Here is a 19,125-nt window from a genome sequence, read left to right as displayed (position 1 = left end):
ATGACCTACGCCCTGCGCCTCGCTACCCTGGCCGACATACCCGCGCTTGAAGCCCTGATCGCGCAATCGGTCATGGAATTGCAGGTCGATTACAGCCAGGACCAGAGGCGCGGTGCGCTCGGCACGGTCTTCGGCGTCGACACGCAATTGTTGAAAGACGGCACCTATTTCGTGGTCGAACTCGGCAACGAAATTGTCGCGTGTGGCGGCTGGTCACGGCGCAAGACCCTGTTCGGCAGTGATGCTATTGCCGGCAAGGACGACAACAGCCTCGACCCCAAGGTCGATGCGGCCCGCATACGCGCCTTTTTCGTCCATCCCGACCATACGCGTCGCGGTCTGGGGACCTTGGTTCTGAAAGCCTGCGAAGACGCCGCCAGGGCCGCCGGGTTCACCCGTTTCGAGCTGGTCGCCACCTTGTCTGGCGTGGCGCTCTATGCGGTGCATGGCTTTCAGGCGACGGAATATTTCGAGACTCCGCTGCCCGATGGCCTGATGCTGCCGGTCGTCGCCATGAGCAAGACCGCGTGACGCCGCTTTACGTCGACGACCATATCCTCATAGCCGATAAACCCGCCGGACTGCTCAGCGTCCCCGGCCGCAGGGAGACCGATTGTGTGGTCACCCGCCTGCAAGTTGGTTTCCCCGACGCCCTGACTGTGCACCGCCTCGACATGGCGACCTCGGGTGTGATGGTCTTCGCCCGCGGACCCGACGTCCATCGCGCCCTCTCCATGGCGTTTGCTGCGCGACGGGTCGCCAAGCGCTATATTGCCGTCGTCGCCGGAGAAACACCGGAAGCCGGCGAGATCCATCTGCCGCTGATCACAGATTGGCCCAACCGCCCGCGCCAAATGATCGACCACACCATCGGAAAGCCATCCCTGACGCGTTATCGCACACTGTCACGCATTGACGGCACTTCGCGCGTCGAGCTCGAACCGGTGACCGGCCGCTCGCATCAGCTGCGCGTTCATATGATGGCGATCGACCACCCGATCCTTGGCGACGAATTTTACGCCCCGCCCAAGGTCCTGGCTGCGGCGCCAAGGCTGTTGCTGCACGCGCAAAGCCTGTCTCTCCCGCATCCGCATACGGGAGAGACCATGACCTTTACGTCTGAACCCGGCTTTTAAGCCGCCACCACCTTGTTCGCCGCTGCGACCTTGGCGTACCACTTGCCGGAGTCCTTGATCGTCCGCTTTTGATCATTGTCGAAATCGACATAGGTCAAACCGAAGCGCATCGTATAGCCCGATGCCCATTCGAAATTGTCCATCAGGCTCCAGGCATGATAGCCGCGCACCGGTACGCCGTCGGCAATCGCCTGGGACAGGCTGTTGAAATGCTGGGCGTAGTAATCGATGCGCTTGGGATCGTGAATCTCGCCGGCTGTGTCCGGTCCGACATTATAGGCGCAGCCGTTTTCGGTGATTTCGATCGGCCGGTCGCCGGTGACCTGATGCATACGGTTGAGAATTTGCCGGAAGCCTTGCGGATAGATGGCCCAGCCGAAATCGGTCTTGTTGTCGCTGCCGATCGCCCATTGTGAATCGATATCGAGTGCCGGAATGCCGGTTGTCGTCTTCGACCGCGCCACGCCGGTGCCGGAATAGTAGTTCAAGCCGACGAAATCGAAATCGGCCTTCATCACCTTGTCGTCACCTGCCTGCCAGCCGAGCAGCTCTTCCTGGCGGTCGGCCGGCAGCGGCCCTTCCGGATAGGCGCCGGTCAATACCGTCTGGACGAACCACAGGTTCTGGAACTTGTCATAGATATCGGCGGCGGCCTTGTCTTCCGGCGTATCGGTCGCCGGGATCATCGGCGAGACATCGAAGACACTGCCGACCTTCAAGGCTGGATTGGCGGCCTTCAAGGCGGCAAAGCCCATCCCGTGCGCCAGATTGACCGTATGGGTCGCTTTCAGGAAAGCCATCGGGTCCTTGCGGCCTGGCGCAAAGGCGCCCGACAAATAGCCCAATCCGGTAAAGGTCTTGGACTCGTTGAACAGGCTCCAGTTCTCGATGCGGTCGCTCAGGGCCTTCCCCATAATACCGGCATAGTCGGCGAAGCGCGCCGCCGTGTCGCGGTTGGGCCAGCCGCCGCGGTCTTCGAGGTCCTGCGGCAGGTCCCAGTGGTAGAGTGTTGGCATCGGGCGAATGCCGGCCTCTAGCAACGCGTCGGTCAGCCGACTGTAATAGTCGAGGCCTTTTGGGTTGGCCGGACCGGTTCCGTCGGCCTGGATGCGTGTCCATGCGGTGGAAAAACGGTAGCTCTTCAGGTTCATCGCCTTCAGCAGGGCGATGTCCTGATCCATCTTGTGATAGCTGTCGCAGGCGACGTTACCGGTATTACCGTTCTTGATCTTCCCGGGCGCCAGAACAAAGCGGTCCCAGATGGATTCGCCCTTGCCGTCTTCATTATAGCCGCCTTCCACCTGATAGGCAGCGGTGGCGGCGCCCCAATAAAAGCCGGATGGGAAGACGCCCACAACGGGCGTGGTGGATTTGGCCTTGGCCTGGGCGAGGGCGGGCAGGGCGCTCAACGCGCCTAAGCCAGCGATAAGTTCGCGACGATTCATGACATTCCTCTCAACATTTGATGGCCTCTTGCTGGGCCGATGCGAGGAGAGAAGAGTTTTGACCTTGGGTCAAGCCGAAAGTGACAAGGTGATTGACAGGGTTTTCCCACATAGTATGTTGAATTTACAAAAAATGGGATTTTCCACATAGTGGGATGTCCGAAGCCCAGGCCGGAACCATGTCGATACGCCGCTTTGTTGACGCCCATGTCCATTTGTGGAAGCTCGACCACCTGCGTTATCCGTGGCTGACCGGGCCTTTCGACGCTAATGGCCCCAATGGCAGCGTCGAGCCCATCGCCCACGATTACCTACCGGACGATTATCGCCAGGATGCGGCGGGATATAATGTCGTCAAGGCGGTCCATATCGACGCCGGCGCCGACCCAGAAGACGCTGTGGCCGAAACGCGCTGGTTGCAGAACCTGGCGGACACGGGCGGCTTTCCAAACGCCATCGTCGCCTATGCGGCGCTGAATGACCTAAACCTCGATGCCCGCCTGGCCGAACACGTCCAAAGCCCCAATGTCCGCGGTATCCGTCATATCCTCAACTGGCACCCCGATCCGGCGCGCACCTATACCCCGAAAAACCTGTTCGACGACCCGCAATTGGCCACGGGCTACGCCTTGCTGGCCAAGCACAACCTGTCCTTCGACCTGCAGATCTACCCCAACCAGATGCAGGCCGCCTACCAACTGGCTAAGAACTACAACCATATTCCGCTGATCCTCAACCATATGGGCATGCCGGTCGACGCCGATCGTACCCTGTGGCGCGCCGGCATGCAGGCCTTGGCGCAACTGCCCCAGGCGGCGGTCAAGATTTCCGGCTTCGGCTTTTTCGACCGGCAATGGACGGCCGAGTCCGTGCGCCCCCTGGTCCTCGACGTCATCGCGTGGTTTGGCGCCGACCGCGTGCTGTTCGCTAGCGACTTCCCGACCGACAAGCTGTTCAACAGCTACGGCCGGGCGCTCGACGCCTATGACGCCATTACCCAAGATTTCACGACCTCGGAACGCGATAACATGTTCGGACAAAACGCCGAACGCATTTACAGGATTTAACCCCATGAACCCGAACCCACTATTGGGCGTCTTTTTCCACTGGCTGGGCGGCCTGTCCTCGGCCAGCTTTTATGTTCCCTATAAACGCATCAAGCTGTGGTCGTGGGAGATCTTCTGGCTGACCGGCGGCATTTTCTCATGGGTTCTGGCGCCGTGGATCGGCGCCTTTATCGGCAGCAAGGACCTGATCCACGTCCTATCGAGTGTGCCGATGGATACCCTAATGGTCTGTTATCTTTGCGGCGCCGGCTGGGGCCTGGGCGGCCTGACCTTCGGCCTGACCATGCGTTATCTGGGCCTGAGCCTCGGCATGGCGGTGGCGCTCGGTCTGACCACGGTTATCGGCACGCTCGGGCCACCTTTGGTCCAGGGTACGATTGCCGAACTGGCCGCCAAGCCTGGCAGCCAATATACCTTTATCGGCATAGCGGTCGTCGTGGTCGGCATCATCATCGTCGCCATGGCCGGTAATGCCAAGGAGAAGCAACTCGCAAATGTCTCGGGCGATGCCAATGTCCCCGACCGCGGGGAATTCAACCTCAAAAAAGGCATCCTGATCGCGCTGTTCTCCGGCGTCATGTCGTCCTTCTTTTCGTTCGGCCTGGCTGCTGGTGACCCTATCCGTGCCGCCACCGCTGCGGCCGGCACCGGCCCGCTATGGGTCGGCCTGCCGGTTCTTTGTGTCGTCCTCGCCGGTGGTTTCACGACCAACTTCATCTGGTGCCTTTATCTGATCGCTAAGAACAAATCGGCCGGTGAATGGGCGGGCAAGGCGCCGCGCCTCAACGCCGGTGTTGCGGGCACCAAAACGCCTTTGCTAGCCAACTACGCCCTAGCTGCGCTCGGTGGCACCCTGTGGTATTTCCAGTTCTTCTTCTACACCATGGGCGAAAGCCAGATGGGCAAGTTCGGCTTCTCGAGCTGGACCCTGCACATGGCCTCGATTATCCTGTTCTCGAGCCTGTGGGGCTTTGCCTTGAAGGAATGGAAGGGTACGGCCAACCGCACGCGTTTCCTCGTCTGGCTGGGCATCGGCACCCTGGTCATCTCGACCGTTATCATCGGTGTCGGCAACATGCTGGCTGCCAAATAACGGCCAATTGCCGTAACAGTCGTTATCACTTCTTGCCACTGCATATAACGTAGTTATAGTGAACGGGCCCATTCGGGGCGGGAGGCTGACACATGACATTTAAATCTCTGGCTTTTGCCGCGGTTGCGGGCCTTGGCTTGCTGGCCGGCGGCGCCCATGCGGAAGATCTGGTCTTTACGTTGACCAACCATACGGACGCGACGATTGTACGGTTCTATACTTCGCCCACGGGCGTCAATAATTGGGAGGAAGACGTTCTGGGCGCCGATGTGCTCGCACCCGGCGAAAGCGTCGACATCACTGTCGCTGACGGCCGCACGGTCTGCGAGTACGACATGCGTTTCGAATTCGATGAAGACGACAATTTAAAACCCGCCGAAGATACCGCGGACCTGTGCGAGACCGGTTCGTACACCCTGGAAAACTAGGCATCTCGTTCCAGGCGAGAAAAAAGCCCGGCAGGTCCAACCTGCCGGGCTTTCGTTGTTCCAAATGCTCCACGCCGCAAGGCCTGCGTGAGCGCTAATAGGTCGTCCGCCCGCCCGATGTGTCGAACACCGAGGCCGTCGTAAACGAGCATTCCTCGGACGCCATGAAACACACTGTCGCGGCGCTTTCGTCGACCAGGCCCAACCGTCCCATCGGAATTTTTCCGCGCATATAGTCGACCTGGCTTGTCGGCAATTGCGCCAAGATCGGCGACTCGAAGGTCGCCGGCGTCAGCGCATTGACGATCACGCCCTTGGTCGCCAACTCCTTGCCCAAGCTCTTGGTCAAGCCGATCACGCCCGCCTTCGACGCCGAATAGGCCGAAGCATTGGGGTTGCCTTCCTTGCCGGCAACGCTGGCCAGGTTGACGATCCGGCCGTAACCATTGTCCAGCAAGTACGGAATGACCTCGCGGCAACAATAAAAGGTGCCGTTGAGATTTATGTTCATCACCTGCAGCCAGCTGTCGATCGGAAACTCCCACAGAGGCACCGTGGCGCCGGTGATGCCGGCCGAATTGATGAGGATATCGATCTTGCCCAGAGCCTCGGCACTGGCCTTGGCCGCCGCCGTAACCGCCGCCACGTCCGACACATCCAGGGCCACCACGGYCACCGCGCCGGTCTCAATCTTGGCCGCTTCCAGGGCTTCGGCGTTCAAGTCCCACAACACGACCTTGCCGCCCTCGGCGACGATGCGCGCGGCCACGGCCTTGCCCAAACCGGAGGCCGCGCCGGTAACAATGGCGCAGCGGCCGGCAAAACGTCCTGCATAGATCATGCGATAATCTCCAAACCATCGAGGCTGAACGGCACGACCGTCTGCCGCTGCTCACCGAGCTTGCTGACCCCGAGATGCATGGTGTCGCCGGCATTGAGATAGATCGGATCGGGCTTCTTGCCCTCGCCAACGCCGGGCGGCGTGCCGGTAATGACCATATCGCCGGGCTGTAACGTAACAAACCGGCTGATATAGCTGAGCGCCTCGGCGACGCCAAAGATCATGGTCCTGGTATTGCCGGTCTGCATGCGCTGACCGTTGACGTCCAAAAACATATCCAGCACTTGCGGATCGCCGAGCTCGTCGGCGGTGACCAGCCACGGGCCGGTTGGACAGAAGGTGTCGCAGCCCTTGCCCTTGACCCACTGCGTACCGCGCTCCTTCTGGAAGGCGCGTTCCGACACGTCGTTGACCAGGACATAGCCGGCGACGTGATCCAGGGCGTCTGCGACCTCGACATAGCGGCAGGTCTTGCCGATGATGACACCGAGTTCGACTTCCCAATCCATCTTGGTGGCGTCGCGTGGCTTCATGACGTCGTCATTGGGGCCGGTGAGGGACGAGGTCGCCTTGGTGAAATAGATCGGCTCCGGCGGCACCGGTAAATTACTCTCGGCGGCGTGGTCGGCATAATTCAGGCCCACCGCGATAATCTTGCCGATATTGGCGACCGGCACGCCATAGCGCGGCTGACCTGCAACGACGGGAAGGGCGTTGATGTCGGCGGCTTTCAGCTTCGCCAGTTGCGACAGGCGCACCTCATTGGCGGTGATGTCGGCGACGATGGACGACAGGTCGCGAATGCGGCCGTCGCTATCGACGACGCCGGGTTTTTCCTGGCCCTTGGGGCCGTAGCGGCAGAGTTTCATCAGTGGTCCTGTGAAGGAAGGTTGAACCACGAAAAGTACGAAAAGCACGAAAATTAAGGGTTCTGTCCGCGCGAAGCGCCTTGAAAAAAGGTCGCCTCCCTCCGGGAGCCATTTACAGTCTGATTTTCGTGCTTTTCGTGCTTTTCGTGGCAAAAATTCTAATGCGTATACGGCCGGAACAGCTTGACGTCCGAGTTCAATTCGACGCCGAACCCTGGCTTGTCCAACATGTTGACGTTTAAGCGGCCATTCACCGGCACCGGCTCCCCCAGCAATTGCGGATGGAACATCGGCGCGACATGGTCGGCCTTGGGTGCCATCATCAGGAACTCGGCGAACGGCGAATTGTGCCGTGTGATGACGAAATGATAGCTATAAACCGACGATCCGTGCGGCACGACCATGATGCCCTTGGCGTCGGCCATGGCCGAAATCTTCAGCAGTTCGGTCACCCCGCCGCACCAGCCGACATCGGGCTGGATCAAATCGCAGCAGTCCATTTCCATTAGCATCCGGAAGCCCCAACGCGTCGCCTCGTGTTCGCCGGTGGTGACCAGCATGCCGGGAGGCACATTCTTTTTCAGTTGCGCATAGCCCCAGTAATCGTCGGGGGAAATCGCCTCCTCGATCCACTTCAAGCCGTGCGGTGCACAAGCATGGGCTAACCGCGTCGCGTAATTGACGTCCAGCGCCATCCAGCAATCGTACATCAGCCAGAAGTCGTCACCGCACTTCGCCCGCATGTCGGCCAGGAACTCGACATTCTTCTTCAGCCCCTCGTCGCCCTCGATCGGCCCGTGGAACAGCGGCAGCTTGCCGCCGATAAAGCCCATCTCCTTGGCGAGGTCTGGCCGCGCCCCGGTGGCGTAGAATTGCAGTTCATTTCGTACGGCGCCGCCCAACATGTGGTGGACGGGCTCGCCGCGCAACCGCCCCATCAGGTCCCACAGCGCCAGGTCGACACCGGAAATGGCGTTCACCACAATGCCCTTGCGGCCATAATATTGCGAGGCGAAATACATCTGGTCCCAAATGATCTCGTAATCGAAAGGAGAACGGCCTTCCAAAAACCGCGCGAAGTGCTTTTCGACCATATAGGCGGCCGGCTCGCCGCCGGTGGTGACGGCGAAACCGGTCGTGCCGTCTTCGCACTCGATCTCGACCACCAAGGTGCCCAAGACATTGATGCCGAAGGATTTTCGGCTCTGGCGATATTCGGGATAACGCCCCATCGAGGTGGCAATATGGTTGTCGATCCAATGACCTTCGCCCTGGTCGTGATAGTCGGCGCCCCCGCCGCCTTCGCCGCCCTTGATCACGGAAGCTCTAACCTGCTTGATCTTTGAATAGGTCATCACGAGCGCTTTCCAAAAAGTGTGACGCACTTTTTGGATTAAAAAGCGCGACAACGAAAAAATGAGCCTTATGCATGAGCGAATGCTCATGCATAAGAAGCTAGTCTCACCATTTGGGATGTGGGGCTTGCCATAATCCCATATTTCAGATATGAGTTTTATAGAATGAAACAAACATCGTCAATTGACAATTTAGCCGACGAGGCCCCCGACGACGCTACTAAGAGCCTCGGCGGGGCGCAAACCCTGGTGCGAGGCCTCGACGTCATGATGGCGATCGCCAATGGCGGCAAGACCTTGCCGGAGCTTTCCGAGGCATTAGGACTGACACGGTCGACCACCCATCGCCTGGCCACAACCCTTGTCGAACAACGCTTTTTGAACTTTACGCCGCGCGTTGGCTACAGTCTGGGACCCAAACTTCTGGAGCTCGGTCATCTTGCCTCGCGCCAGATGTCGCTGCCGCGGGTCGCCCACGACTATCTGGTCGAACTGTCGCGCGCCACCGGCGATACCGTCCATATGGGCATTATGGACGCGGGTAGGGCGCTCTATCTCGACAAGATATCCGGCAATCGCCGTATCGAAATCTCGTCGCGAATCGGTGAGCGCCAGCCGCTGCGCTCGACCGGCATCGGTAAGGCCCTGCTGCTCGATGAATCACCCGCCGCCTTGCGCGATATCTTCGACCGCGAAGCCAAGGAATGGCCCGCCTACCGAGTCGACAAAGCGACGTGGCTCGACCGTATGCAGAACTATGCCGCTACCGGCTACGCCCTCGATCTCGAAGAAAACGAAGATCGCATCCGCTGCGTCGCCGCGCCGATCCGCGACGCCGCCAACCGCATCATCGGCTCGATCAGCGTCTCGTCAGCCGCGCAGTATATGGACGACGACCGCATGACGGCCCTGACGCAACAGGTGCTCGACACCGTCCACGCCATCTCCGCCGAATTCGGCTGGAGCGATAAATATCTCAAGGACTGACCATGCTGCTTGAAGGGCCCATGCTTCTTAAAGGTCAAAATATTCTCATCACCGGGGCCTCGCGTGGTATCGGCCGCGGCACGGCCATCGAATGCGCCCGCCACGGCGCCGACATCGGCCTCAATGTCTATAATGACGCTGATGCCGCCGAAGACGTCGCCGCCGAGGTCCGTGCGCTTGGGCGAAAGGCCTTTATCTATAATGGCGATGTCGCCGATCCGGCCTCGGCATCGGCCTTCGTCGCCGCCGCGGTTGAGGCGCTCGGCGGCGTTGACAGTTTCGTCTCCAATGCAGGTATCTGCCCTTTCCACAGCTTCCTCGACATGCCGGCCGAGGTGCTGAAACGCACGGTCGATGTCAATCTGATGGGCGCCTATTACATGGTCCAGGCGGCGGCTAACCAAATGGTGAAGCAGGGCAGGGGCGGCAGCCTGATCGCCATCTCCTCCATCTCCGCCCTGGTCGGTGGTGAAATGCAGTCGCACTACACCCCGACCAAGGCCGGCGTCCATTCCTTGATGCAATCGACCGCCATTGCCTTGGGCAAATATGGCATCCGCTGCAACAGCGTCATGCCGGGCACCATCGCCACCGATATCAATAAGGACGATCTCGCCGATCCGGCCAAACGCGCCTATATGGAAAAACGCATCCCACTCGGCCGCCTCGGCCGTCCCGAAGACATCGCCAAGGTCGTCGTCTTCCTGGCGTCGGACCTCGCGGGTTACGTCACCGGCGCCTCGGTCTTAGCCGACGGCGGCATGTTCGTGAACTTGCAATAAAATTCATCATACAACTCTTGTTTTGACACCGGTAGCACGCTAGCGTAACGGGGACATAAACAGGAAATGCCACATGAACAAGCTCCTTTCCGGATTGGCGCTGACTGCCGCCATCGCCTTGCCGCACGCTGCCGAAGCCCGCACCGTCACGCCCTTGCTCAGCCACTGGCAATTCATCCGCAGCGATGTCCCGTCCGCCAAGGCCCCCGCTTTCGACGCATCAAACTGGCAGACCGTCGACCTGCCGCACACCTTCAATGCCGATGACGCCGACTCAAACGGCAATGGTGCTTATTATCGCGGCCCGGCCTGGTATCGCCACGATCTCGCCATCACCCTGGAAGCCGGCCAGCGCTACGTCCTGCAATTCGATGGCGCCGCACTGATCACCGACGTCTATGTCAATGGTCAATCGGTCGGCCACCATGAAGGCGGCTACGCGGCCTTCCGATTCGACATCACCCAGGCCCTGCGCGCCGGCGCTAACACCATCGCCATCCGCGTCGACAACACGAAGGTGCCGCAGATCGCCCCGATTAGCGGCGATTTCAACGTTTTCGGCGGCCTCTATCGCGGCGTGTCCCTGATCCAGGCCCCGGCCGTTCACATTGCCCTCAACGATCACGGCGGACCAGGCGTCTATGCGACAACCCAATCTCTCAACGGCGCTATTGCCGTACGTAATCTGATCAGCAACGATGGCGCCGCGCCCGCCAAGGTCAAGGTGCGCACCCGCATCCTCGATGCTGATAACAGGACGGTCGCCATGGCCACGGCGACACAAACCATCGCCGCCAATACGACCGCACCTGCCGCCGTCACGCTCAACGTCAAACACCCGCACCTGTGGCAGGGCCGCAAGGACGCCTATCTCTACCATGTCGTCACCGATATCGCCGACGACTCGGTCACCGTGCCGCTCGGCATCCGCACCGTCACGGTCGACTCGAAGAACGGCTTCCGGCTCAACGGCCAGCCTTACCGCGTCTACGGCGCCAACATGCAGCAGCCCGTCCGCATCGGCAAAGGCACGGCCGTCTCGGCCTCCGACATCGACCAGGACATGCAGGTCATGGACGACCTCGGCGCCACCGCCTTGCGTCTGGCCCACATGCAGCATCCGCAGCGCGTCTATGACGATGCCGACACCATGGGACTATTGCTGACCACCGAAGTGCCTTTGGTCGATAACATGACCGAAACGCCGGAGTTCAAAGCCAATATCGTCACCCAGATGCAGGAACTGGTGGCGCAAAACTATAATCATCCATCGGTCATCATGTGGGGCATCGGCAACGAGATTCGCCAGGGCACGCCGGCCTATCTCAATGACGTCCTGGGCGCGCTTGCCACGACCGCAAAGTCGCTCGACTCCAACCGCCCGACTGTCTATTCGCATTGCTGCTTGGCCGACGACGACGCCATCACCGCTCATAGCGACGTCATCTCCTACAACCGCTATTACGGCTGGTACGAAGGCGAACTGACCGGCATGGGTGACTGGGCCGACGCCTTGCACAAGAAGCTGCCGGACCGTGTCTTCGGCGTCAGCGAATACGGCGCCGGCGCCTCGATCGCCCACCAGGAAGATCCCGTCAAACGCCCCAATACCCAGGCAACCTGGCACCCTGAACAATACCAGGCGGTCTATCACGAATCGAACTGGCGCCAATTGAACGCCCGCCCGTTCATCTGGTCCGATTTCGTCTGGGTCGCCTTCGACTTTCCGTCGATCTGGCGCAACGAAGGCGACCGCCCCGGCATCAATGACAAGGGCCTGGTGACTGAAGACCGCCAGACCAAAAAGGATGCCTATTACTGGTATCAGGCCAACTGGTCGGACAAGCTGATGCTGCACATCACCAGCGCCCGCGATACCCAGCGCCGCGTCCGCCATGCGACTATCAAGGTCTATTCCAACATGCCGGAGGTGCGTCTCTCCCTCAACGGTGAAAGCCTGGGCACGCAGCCGGTCAACGACCACATCGCCACGCTCGAGATAGACCTGAAAGACGGCGATAACGTCGTCGAAGCGTTTGCTGGTAAGGATCTCCACGACCGCGTCGTGTGGACGTATCAGCCCTGATGCTGCTCTAGAAGCCAGATCCAATGGCTTGTAATTAGGTATTATAATGCCGCATTCGCGCCAGCCGTCTCTCCATTCGGAGTGCGGATTTTCCTTGAATAGGGCCTCGGCTACTCCGAATCTCGCCGGCAGCGGTTTCGGAGATTTGCTCAATTAAGTCCGTGTCACGAAGCGATACGTCCCCGAACCGACGTCGAGCTTGACGCGCCCGCCCTCGACACCCAGAACCTTCACATTGGCGCCTCCAACGGCGTTGCCGCTCTCGCGCACCTTTCCCGCCGAAGCGGCCGGCAGCCACACCTCGGCGCGGGCGTTCGGCGGCACGGTCAAATCCAGGCGGAAACCACCAGCCTCCTGCGCCCATGCCGTCGATATCCGCCCCAGCACGCTGTCATAATCCCCGCCGCCGGTCGTGACCCGCCCATCCAAGACCGGATTGAAGCGGAACCTTCGGAATCCGGCCTCGACTGGATCGATCCCGGCAATCCGCCGGAAAATAAAGCCATTCACCGCCCCCAGGGCATAGTGGTTGAACGAATTCATCGAGACATCGCCGACATCGCCGTTCCATCTTTCCCAGATGGTCGTGGCGCCCTTGACCACCATATAGCCCCACGACGGGAAGGTCGTTCGCAACAAGAGATTATAGACGATATCGTCGTAGCCGGCGTCGCTCAGCACATCCAGACTGCTGGGCGTCCCCAGGAACCCCGTCGACAGCAACATGCCACGGCGCTTGATATCGGCGACCAATAAGGCCGCTGTCGCCGCCCGCATTTCCGTCGGCACCAGATCGTATTTCAGCGCCAATATATAGCCGGTGTGCGAGTCATTGCCGAGAGAGCCGTCGTCGCGCACAAACGCCTTGATAAAGGCCGCCCGGATGCGCGCGGCCGTGTCGCGATAACGCGCGGCCTCGTCGGGCCGGCCCGACATGTCGGCCATATCGATCATATGATCGCACGACAGCTTCCACATCGCCGTCGCGACCAGGTCCTTCGGTGTCGTCGGATCGCCCGGTTCCTTGGCGTCCAGCGCCACCCAGTCGGCATAGTCGTGGCCGCGCTTGTTGAGCCAGAGATAGTCGGGATTGTTGCTGCTGAGGAAGGTCATATAGCGCGTCATGGCCTCCCAGTTCTGGTCGATGACGTCGGTATCGCCGTATTTCTTCCACACCGTCCAGGGGAGGATGATGCCGGCTTCCGACCAGCCCGGTGACGCGCCATAGGCGCCCCAGCGTGTGTCCCAGGCATTGGGCGCGAAATCGGGGAAGGCGCCGTCAGCGCTTTGGCCGTCGCGGACATCGCCCATGAAACGCTTGGTGAAGGCAACGACGTTCATGTTGAACGAGGCGGCGTCCCAGAAGACGCCGGCATCGCCCATCCACCCCAAACGTTCGTCGCGCTGCGGGCAATCGGTCGGCAGGCCGACAAAGTTAGACCTTTGACTCCATAGCGTATTTTGCCAAAGTTGCTGGATGATCGGATTGCCGACCCGCAAATGACCAGTCTCAACGAGATCGGAATGGACGACGATGCCGGTGATGTCGGCGGCCGTGGGTGTGCCGGGAAAACCGCTGACCTGGACGAAGCGGAAGCCGTGATAGGTAAAACGCGGTTCCCAGGTTTCGCCGGAGGCTGTGCCTTTCAGCGTATAGGTATCCGTCGCCCGCGCCGCCCGCAGATTGGACGGATCGACATCGCCGTCGGCCAGCAGGACCTCGGCAAAACGCAGGGTGACCGTGTCACCGCCCTTGCCCTTGACCTTCAACCGCGCCCAGCCGGCGAAATTCTGCCCAAAATCGAAGACAAAGACCCCCGGCTTGACCTCCTTGATGGATTTGGCGGTCAATTCCATGGCGCGGCGGATCGGTGGTGAGCTCTGCGCTATCAAGACACACGATGGCGCGGGCGCCAGTCCCACAGGCGCCCAGCCGCTATCGTTCAGGCCGGGCGACGACCAGCCGGCGATCTCCTGGCGCGCATCATAGGTCTCGCCATTATAGATCTCGCTTGAGACGACGGCTGAATGTTTTATCGTCCACGACTCGTCGCTGACCACGGTCTCGGTCGAGCCGTCGCTATAGGTCAGCTCCAATTGCGCCAGATAACGCAGGGGCGGTGGACCATAGGCAAATCGACCGGCGGGCGCATTATAACTCCCGTACCAACCATCGCCAACCCAGGCGCCGATGACGTTTTCGGCCTGTTTGACCATTTGTGTTACGTCGTAAACGCGGTAAAGCGCGTGGTCGCGGAAGTCGCTGCTCTCCGGCGTTAGCAGGGCATCACCGACCCGGGCCCCATTGATCCAGGTCTCATAGGCGCCCAGCGCCGTGGCGTATAAGCGCGCCGAAACCACGGTTTTCGGAGCTGTGAACTCTTTACGCAGCAAATAGGCACCTTTACCGGGCAGGGCCTCCATCTGGTAATCGGATTTGGCCGCCACGGCCCAGGCGCTGTCGTCAAAACCGACATCCGTCCAGCCGTCGGGCTCGCCAAGCGCCGTTACCGTGCCGTCGCTGCCGATTCGAATCGTCTGGCCATTTGCCAGATGGGCGCGGATCAGGCTCGCCAGGCCGATTTCCGGCTGATACATTTCCAGAAACCCGTCTGGATCGCGCACCAGGACGCCCAGAACATGCTCACCCTTGGTTAGTTTCGACGGTGTTTGCGCCAGTTCCGCCTTGCCGAAACGCGCCGCGCCGTCGGCCGGCAGGGTGAACTTCCGCCCGTCGACATAGATGTCGTAGCTGTGGTTGGCGATGGTAAGGATCGTGACATCCGCCGCCTCCGGCAGGTTGAACTTCAAGCGGAACAGGCGATGGCTCTTGTCCTGCGGCCGGTCGCCGCGCACCCAGATCAGCCCGGTTTCGCGATCGAGGCGTGATTCTTCATCTTCTGCAGCGATCCATTTCGCCGACCAATCCGACGGCGACAACAACGCCATTTCCCACGACGCCGCGGAGCCTGTCGCCGTCTGTCCGCGGTTATCCCAAACCTGCACGGCCCAAAATGCCTGTTGCCTGGACAGCAAGGGTTTGCCGGCATATTTGACATCGAAACACTGGGGCGAATTGACTTCGCCGCTGTTCCACAGATCGAAATCGCCGGCCTTCAACTTCGCCGGCGACGACGCCACCGTTACGCGATAAGCCGTCTGTTCGGTCGCCCGCGCCGGCGACGCCAGTTGCCACGACAATCGCACTGACTGCTCGTCGATACCCATGGGGTTGACCAAAGACTGAGCCTGCAAGCCCTTGACGTTCAAGCCCTTGACGTTCAAGCCATTGCCCTTTGAAAGGGCAGGCACGGCGGCGGCCATCGGGGTGAGGGCGGCGACGGTCATCAGACCACGGCGAGAGATCGACATCGGCATTTCCTCGTTTTTATAATACGTATGATGTTTGCAGAAAATACCCTGATGCGCAAGAGGGCAGGCGGGAGAGGCCCTGTTTTACGGCCGCCTCAACCCTGTTCGTCCAAACTATAGATACGTTCCATCTCCACCCACGTCGTCTCAGGCGCAAATGGCAAAGGCTTCTGAAGCCTCCGCATCAAGGCATCCCAGGCCTGAACATCGGTATTGTCTTCGTCCCGCGCTGCTTTAGTCACTGGATCGAAACCGTCACCCTGTTCCATGATCATCATCATGCGGTCGCCGACCAGGTAGATCTCCAACTCACGAATATCATCCGCGCGGATAGCCGCCGTCACCGCTGCCGGCACGGCCCCCGCTGCATGCCATGCGCGATACTGCGCGATCAGTGGCTCATGGATGTCGACAGCAAATACCTTTCGGGTCATTCAGGTATGTTTTCCTTGAAAATCGCCTGCACCCGGATCGGCAGATAGGTCTTCAAGCTCTCGCCGCGCACCGCCCGCGCCAGTTGATCGATCGCCTCGCGCGCCTCAACCCTTGGGTTCTGGTCGATCACTGCATCCATCACGCCCGACAGCAGGAACCGCCGTGTATGTTCAGTTAACTCGTGACCGATAAAGACGATCTTGTGCCCAACACCGGCCTCTTCGATGGCTCGCGCGATGCCGCGATTGCCAGCGCCGATATTATAGATCCCAGCCAATTCAGGATATTGCGCCAACAAGGCCTTGGCCTCGGCATAGGCCCGTTCGTCGTCGTCGCGCACTTCACGCAGTTCAACAACCGACAGGTTGGGATAGTCTTCTCGCAGGATATGGCGGAAGCCCATTTCGCGCTCCTCGTGGCCGCGGTAGGACAAGGAGCCGGCAAACAAGGCCAGCTTGGCCGGCGCCTTGGGCAGCAGCCGCCCCAGCAGATAGCCGCTCAACCGCCCTGCGGCGCGATTATCGATCCCGACATAGCTTTCACGTGGCACGTTCGAGATATCCGAGATCATGGTGATGAACTCGGTGCCGGCCGCCTTGACCTGGCGAAGGGCCTCGCGCACCAGGGGATGGTCGAGCGCGATAAGCCCTATCCCCTTGACCTTGCCGGCTAAAGGCAACAGGCAGTCGGCCATGGCATAGGGATCGAAGCCTTCGATATAGTGCAGGCGCAGTTCGATATCGCCGCGTTCGGTGCTGGTCTCTTCCAATGACTTGGCGAGATTGCGGATAAATGTGTTGTCGCCATTGGGCAGGATGAAGTCGAGCGCCACTGGCGCGCGTGAAATCGTCTGTTCGGGCCCGGAACTGATATAGCCGAGCCGTGCCGCCGTTTGGAAAACGATATCGCGGGTCCGTTCGCGCACGCCCGGCCGGCGGTTGAGCACGCGATCGACGGTCGCTGTGGATACGCCGGATTGCCTGGCAATATCGATCAGGGTTGCGCGGGTTACCGCCATAGGTTTCATCTCCCTACCTCGGACACATCGCGCGGTCCATGAGGTCTGCTGACATCAAAATACATCGTTACGGGGAGGGCAAGTCAAGTGCTGATTTTGCCAATTCGTGTAAATGGCCGCTATGATTATTGACCGCTATCTATCATCCTATTGAAACATATAAATTAATTAGATAGCGAAAATAAATTAGACGTATGATGTATGATGATGTATTGACATCACAAGTCAGGCGTATATGAATCATCGACATCAAAAATAAGCGTACAGGGACCTGCAGGCCAACGATGACGGAGCTTTATCACCGCAGCTATAGCCGGCGCGACCTGGCGGCCCATACCGGGCAGTTATCGCAATTTGCCGGGGTCCGTCTTATGACTCTGGGCGATGGCCTGGAACGCGGTGTGCGCATGCTCGAATTCCGCACCGGCTCGGGCCTGCGTTTCACGGTCATGATCGACCGCGCCATGGATATTGCCGATTGCGAACACAATGGCCGCGCCGTCGGCTGGCACTCGCCGTCCGGCTTTCAAAATCCCGCCCTGCATTACTATGAAGGCGAGGGCGGCCTGGGCTGGTTTCGCGCCATGTCGGGCCTGATGGTGACCTGCGGCCTCGATCACATCCTGTTTATGGATGACGACGACGCCAGCCATTATCATTATGGTCCGCGCAAAACCGTGAAGTCCTCGCTGCACGGCCGGGTCGGCACCATCCCGGCGCGCCTGACCGGCTACGGCGAGCGCTGGGATGGCGATATCTGCACCCTGTGGGCCGAGGGCATCGTCCAGCAGTCCACCGTCTTCGGCGAAGACCTCCACCTGATCCGTCGTATCGAAGCACGGGTTGGCGCAAACGAAATCGAGATTCACGACCGCGTCGTCAATCACGGTTTTTACCGCACGCCGCATATGTATTGCTACCACATCAATGTCGGCCACCCGGTTCTAGCCGAAGGCTCGCGCTATGTCGCACCGATCAAGGATGTCATCTGGGCTGCGCACGCCGACGATTACCAAAAACAGAGTACCGGTTATCGCACTATGCCGGCGCCGCAGATGAACTTCCACGAACAGGTGTGGCAGCACGACATGGGCGCGTATAACGACTGTGTAAACGTTGCTTTGATCAATGAAAACATAGGCTTCGGCTTTGAGGTAGAAACCCGCAAGTCGCAGTTCCCCGCCATGTACGAATGGCAGAACCTGCAGGCCGGGCACTACGCGCTGGGTATCGAGCCCTCGACCAACCACGTATTTGGCAAACCCTTCGCCCGCGAACGCGACGAACTGATCTGGCTCGAACACCGCGACGAGCGCCGTTACGACAGCGTCTTCCGCATACTGCCCGACAGCGATGCTGTCGCCGACGCCGTTCAACGCATCGAAGCTGTCGCCGTCCAGCCCGACGCAGACTATCCCGTCCCGTCGGGCCATTTTCCGATGATCGTGAGGCCCTAAAATGCACAACAAGACTATTCTCTATACGGGGGCCGCCGGCGGGCTTGGACTGCAAACGACGCTGCGCTTTCTCGAACGCGGCGCCACGGTGGTGGCGGTGGACCACGACGACGCCAAGATCGCCGCCCTGACGGCTGCGGCCGGGACGACCAATGGCCGGCTTCTCGTCACCAAGTCCGACATGTCCGATCTCGAAGGCTTCCGCGCCGATATCCGCGCAAAGCTTCATGAGACGAAGGGCTTCGACGTCGTCATCAACAATGCCGCCATCTATCCGTCGAAACCGTTTGAAGACTACAGCATTGAAGAACATCAGCTGGTCCAGCGGATCAATGTTGATGCCGGCATCGTCGCCGTCCAGGAAGCCTTGCCCGGCATGAAGGCGCGCGGCTTCGGTCGCATCATCAATGTCGCCTCGGTGACGTTCTACGGTGGCTGGGCCAACCTGTCGCCCTATGTCGCTTCCAAAGGTGCCCTGGTCGGCCTGACACGGGCCTGGGCGCGCGAATTTGGCGCCTACGGCATCACGGTCAACGCCATCTCGCCCGGGGCCTTCCCGACCGACGCCGAAGCCATCCACCCCGATCCCGATGGCTATACGCGCTACGTCCTCGATCATCAGGCGGTCAAGCGCCGCGGCGACGTCGGCGATATCGCCAATGCCATCGCCTTCCTCGCCTCTGAAGACACGGGCTTCATCACCGGCCAGACGCTCAATGTTGATGGCGGCTGGGTCATGCACTAACCCATACAC

The 19,125-nt window shown here is 60.1% G+C and carries 17 protein-coding genes; 10 read left to right on the top strand and 7 right to left on the bottom strand.

Features of this window, described 5'->3' with window-relative positions; translation table 11 throughout:
* Window positions 1–531 carry a GNAT family N-acetyltransferase gene (locus AC1DX3_RS19850; RefSeq protein ID WP_476991073.1) on the top strand — a complete coding sequence of 177 codons (531 nt, stop codon included), beginning with the start codon at window positions 1–3 and terminating at the stop codon, window positions 529–531.
* The gene (locus tag AC1DX3_RS19845; protein WP_476991072.1) at window positions 528–1,136 is read left to right on the top strand and encodes a pseudouridine synthase; all 609 of its coding nucleotides are present in this window, start codon (window positions 528–530) and stop codon (window positions 1,134–1,136) included. Before AC1DX3_RS19850 ends, AC1DX3_RS19845 begins: the two co-directional genes overlap by 4 nt.
* Here the strand turns inward: AC1DX3_RS19845 and AC1DX3_RS19840 are convergent.
* Window positions 1,133–2,581 (bottom strand): GH1 family beta-glucosidase, encoded by a 1,449-nt coding sequence (locus AC1DX3_RS19840; RefSeq protein WP_476991071.1) that lies wholly within the window; start codon window positions 2,579–2,581, stop codon window positions 1,133–1,135. The two genes, AC1DX3_RS19845 and AC1DX3_RS19840, sit on opposite strands and share 4 nt — an antisense overlap.
* A 179-nt stretch (window positions 2,582–2,760) precedes the next feature.
* On the opposite strand from AC1DX3_RS19840, the gene AC1DX3_RS19835 reads away from it, so the two are divergent.
* The 3 genes from AC1DX3_RS19835 to AC1DX3_RS19825 all read left to right on the top strand — a co-directional run bounded on the left by AC1DX3_RS19835 (window position 2,761) and on the right by AC1DX3_RS19825 (window position 5,169).
* Window positions 2,761–3,648 (top strand): amidohydrolase family protein, encoded by an 888-nt coding sequence (locus AC1DX3_RS19835; RefSeq protein ID WP_476991070.1) that lies wholly within the window; start codon window positions 2,761–2,763, stop codon window positions 3,646–3,648.
* Window positions 3,649–3,652: 4 nt separating this feature from the next.
* A complete protein-coding gene (gene rhaT / locus AC1DX3_RS19830) occupies window positions 3,653–4,741 on the top strand; it encodes an L-rhamnose/proton symporter RhaT (protein ID WP_476991069.1) in 1,089 nt (362 codons plus the stop codon).
* Window positions 4,742–4,833: 92 nt separating this feature from the next.
* Window positions 4,834–5,169 carry a hypothetical protein gene (locus AC1DX3_RS19825; RefSeq protein ID WP_476991068.1) on the top strand — a complete coding sequence of 112 codons (336 nt, stop codon included), beginning with the start codon at window positions 4,834–4,836 and terminating at the stop codon, window positions 5,167–5,169.
* A gap of 94 nt (window positions 5,170–5,263) precedes the next feature.
* Here AC1DX3_RS19825 and AC1DX3_RS19820 read toward each other — a convergent pair whose 3' ends face one another.
* The 3 genes from AC1DX3_RS19820 to rhmD form a co-directional block, all read right to left on the bottom strand.
* Window positions 5,264–6,010 (bottom strand): SDR family NAD(P)-dependent oxidoreductase, encoded by a 747-nt coding sequence (locus tag AC1DX3_RS19820; RefSeq protein ID WP_476991067.1) that lies wholly within the window; start codon window positions 6,008–6,010, stop codon window positions 5,264–5,266.
* Window positions 6,007–6,879: a 2,4-didehydro-3-deoxy-L-rhamnonate hydrolase gene (locus AC1DX3_RS19815; protein WP_476991066.1), complete on the bottom strand. Its 873-nt coding sequence runs from the start codon at window positions 6,877–6,879 to the stop codon at window positions 6,007–6,009. Before AC1DX3_RS19815 ends, AC1DX3_RS19820 begins: the two co-directional genes overlap by 4 nt.
* A 158-nt stretch (window positions 6,880–7,037) precedes the next feature.
* Entirely contained in the window at window positions 7,038–8,234 is a 1,197-nt protein-coding gene (gene rhmD, locus AC1DX3_RS19810; protein WP_476991082.1) for an L-rhamnonate dehydratase, read from the bottom strand.
* Between the two features lie 165 nt (window positions 8,235–8,399).
* Between rhmD and AC1DX3_RS19805 the strand changes: the two genes are divergently transcribed.
* The 3 genes from AC1DX3_RS19805 to AC1DX3_RS19795 all read left to right on the top strand — a co-directional run bounded on the left by AC1DX3_RS19805 (window position 8,400) and on the right by AC1DX3_RS19795 (window position 12,089).
* Entirely contained in the window at window positions 8,400–9,221 is an 822-nt protein-coding gene (locus tag AC1DX3_RS19805) for an IclR family transcriptional regulator (RefSeq protein ID WP_476991065.1), read from the top strand.
* A 20-nt stretch (window positions 9,222–9,241) separates the two neighbouring features.
* Window positions 9,242–10,003, top strand: a complete 762-nt coding sequence (locus tag AC1DX3_RS19800) for an SDR family NAD(P)-dependent oxidoreductase (RefSeq protein ID WP_476991064.1) — start codon at window positions 9,242–9,244, stop codon at window positions 10,001–10,003.
* 73 nt (window positions 10,004–10,076) lie between these two features.
* Window positions 10,077–12,089, top strand: coding sequence for a glycoside hydrolase family 2 protein (locus AC1DX3_RS19795; RefSeq protein ID WP_476991063.1), 2,013 nt, complete (start codon window positions 10,077–10,079; stop codon window positions 12,087–12,089).
* Between the two features lie 153 nt (window positions 12,090–12,242).
* Here AC1DX3_RS19795 and AC1DX3_RS19790 read toward each other — a convergent pair whose 3' ends face one another.
* The 3 genes from AC1DX3_RS19790 to AC1DX3_RS19780 all read right to left on the bottom strand — a co-directional run bounded on the left by AC1DX3_RS19790 (window position 12,243) and on the right by AC1DX3_RS19780 (window position 16,914).
* Entirely contained in the window at window positions 12,243–15,461 is a 3,219-nt protein-coding gene (locus AC1DX3_RS19790; RefSeq protein WP_476991062.1) for a family 78 glycoside hydrolase catalytic domain, read from the bottom strand.
* A 95-nt stretch (window positions 15,462–15,556) separates the two neighbouring features.
* Complete coding sequence (locus AC1DX3_RS19785; protein ID WP_476991061.1) at window positions 15,557–15,895, bottom strand: L-rhamnose mutarotase; 339 nt, start codon at window positions 15,893–15,895, stop codon at window positions 15,557–15,559.
* Window positions 15,892–16,914: a LacI family DNA-binding transcriptional regulator gene (locus AC1DX3_RS19780; protein ID WP_476991060.1), complete on the bottom strand. Its 1,023-nt coding sequence runs from the start codon at window positions 16,912–16,914 to the stop codon at window positions 15,892–15,894. The genes AC1DX3_RS19785 and AC1DX3_RS19780 overlap by 4 nt, the downstream gene beginning before the upstream one ends.
* Before the next feature lie 284 nt (window positions 16,915–17,198).
* On the opposite strand from AC1DX3_RS19780, the gene AC1DX3_RS19775 reads away from it, so the two are divergent.
* Window positions 17,199–18,371, top strand: a complete 1,173-nt coding sequence (locus AC1DX3_RS19775; protein WP_476991059.1) for an aldose 1-epimerase family protein — start codon at window positions 17,199–17,201, stop codon at window positions 18,369–18,371.
* 1 nt (window position 18,372) lies between these two features.
* Window positions 18,373–19,116, top strand: a complete 744-nt coding sequence (locus tag AC1DX3_RS19770; protein ID WP_476991058.1) for an SDR family NAD(P)-dependent oxidoreductase — start codon at window positions 18,373–18,375, stop codon at window positions 19,114–19,116.
* Window positions 19,117–19,125 lie beyond the last annotated feature (9 nt).

Source organism: Asticcacaulis sp. P2_B1, assembly GCF_056404915.1.
The sequence above is the reverse complement of the archived record's forward strand: the minus strand, read 5'-3'. Positions and strand labels throughout refer to the sequence as shown.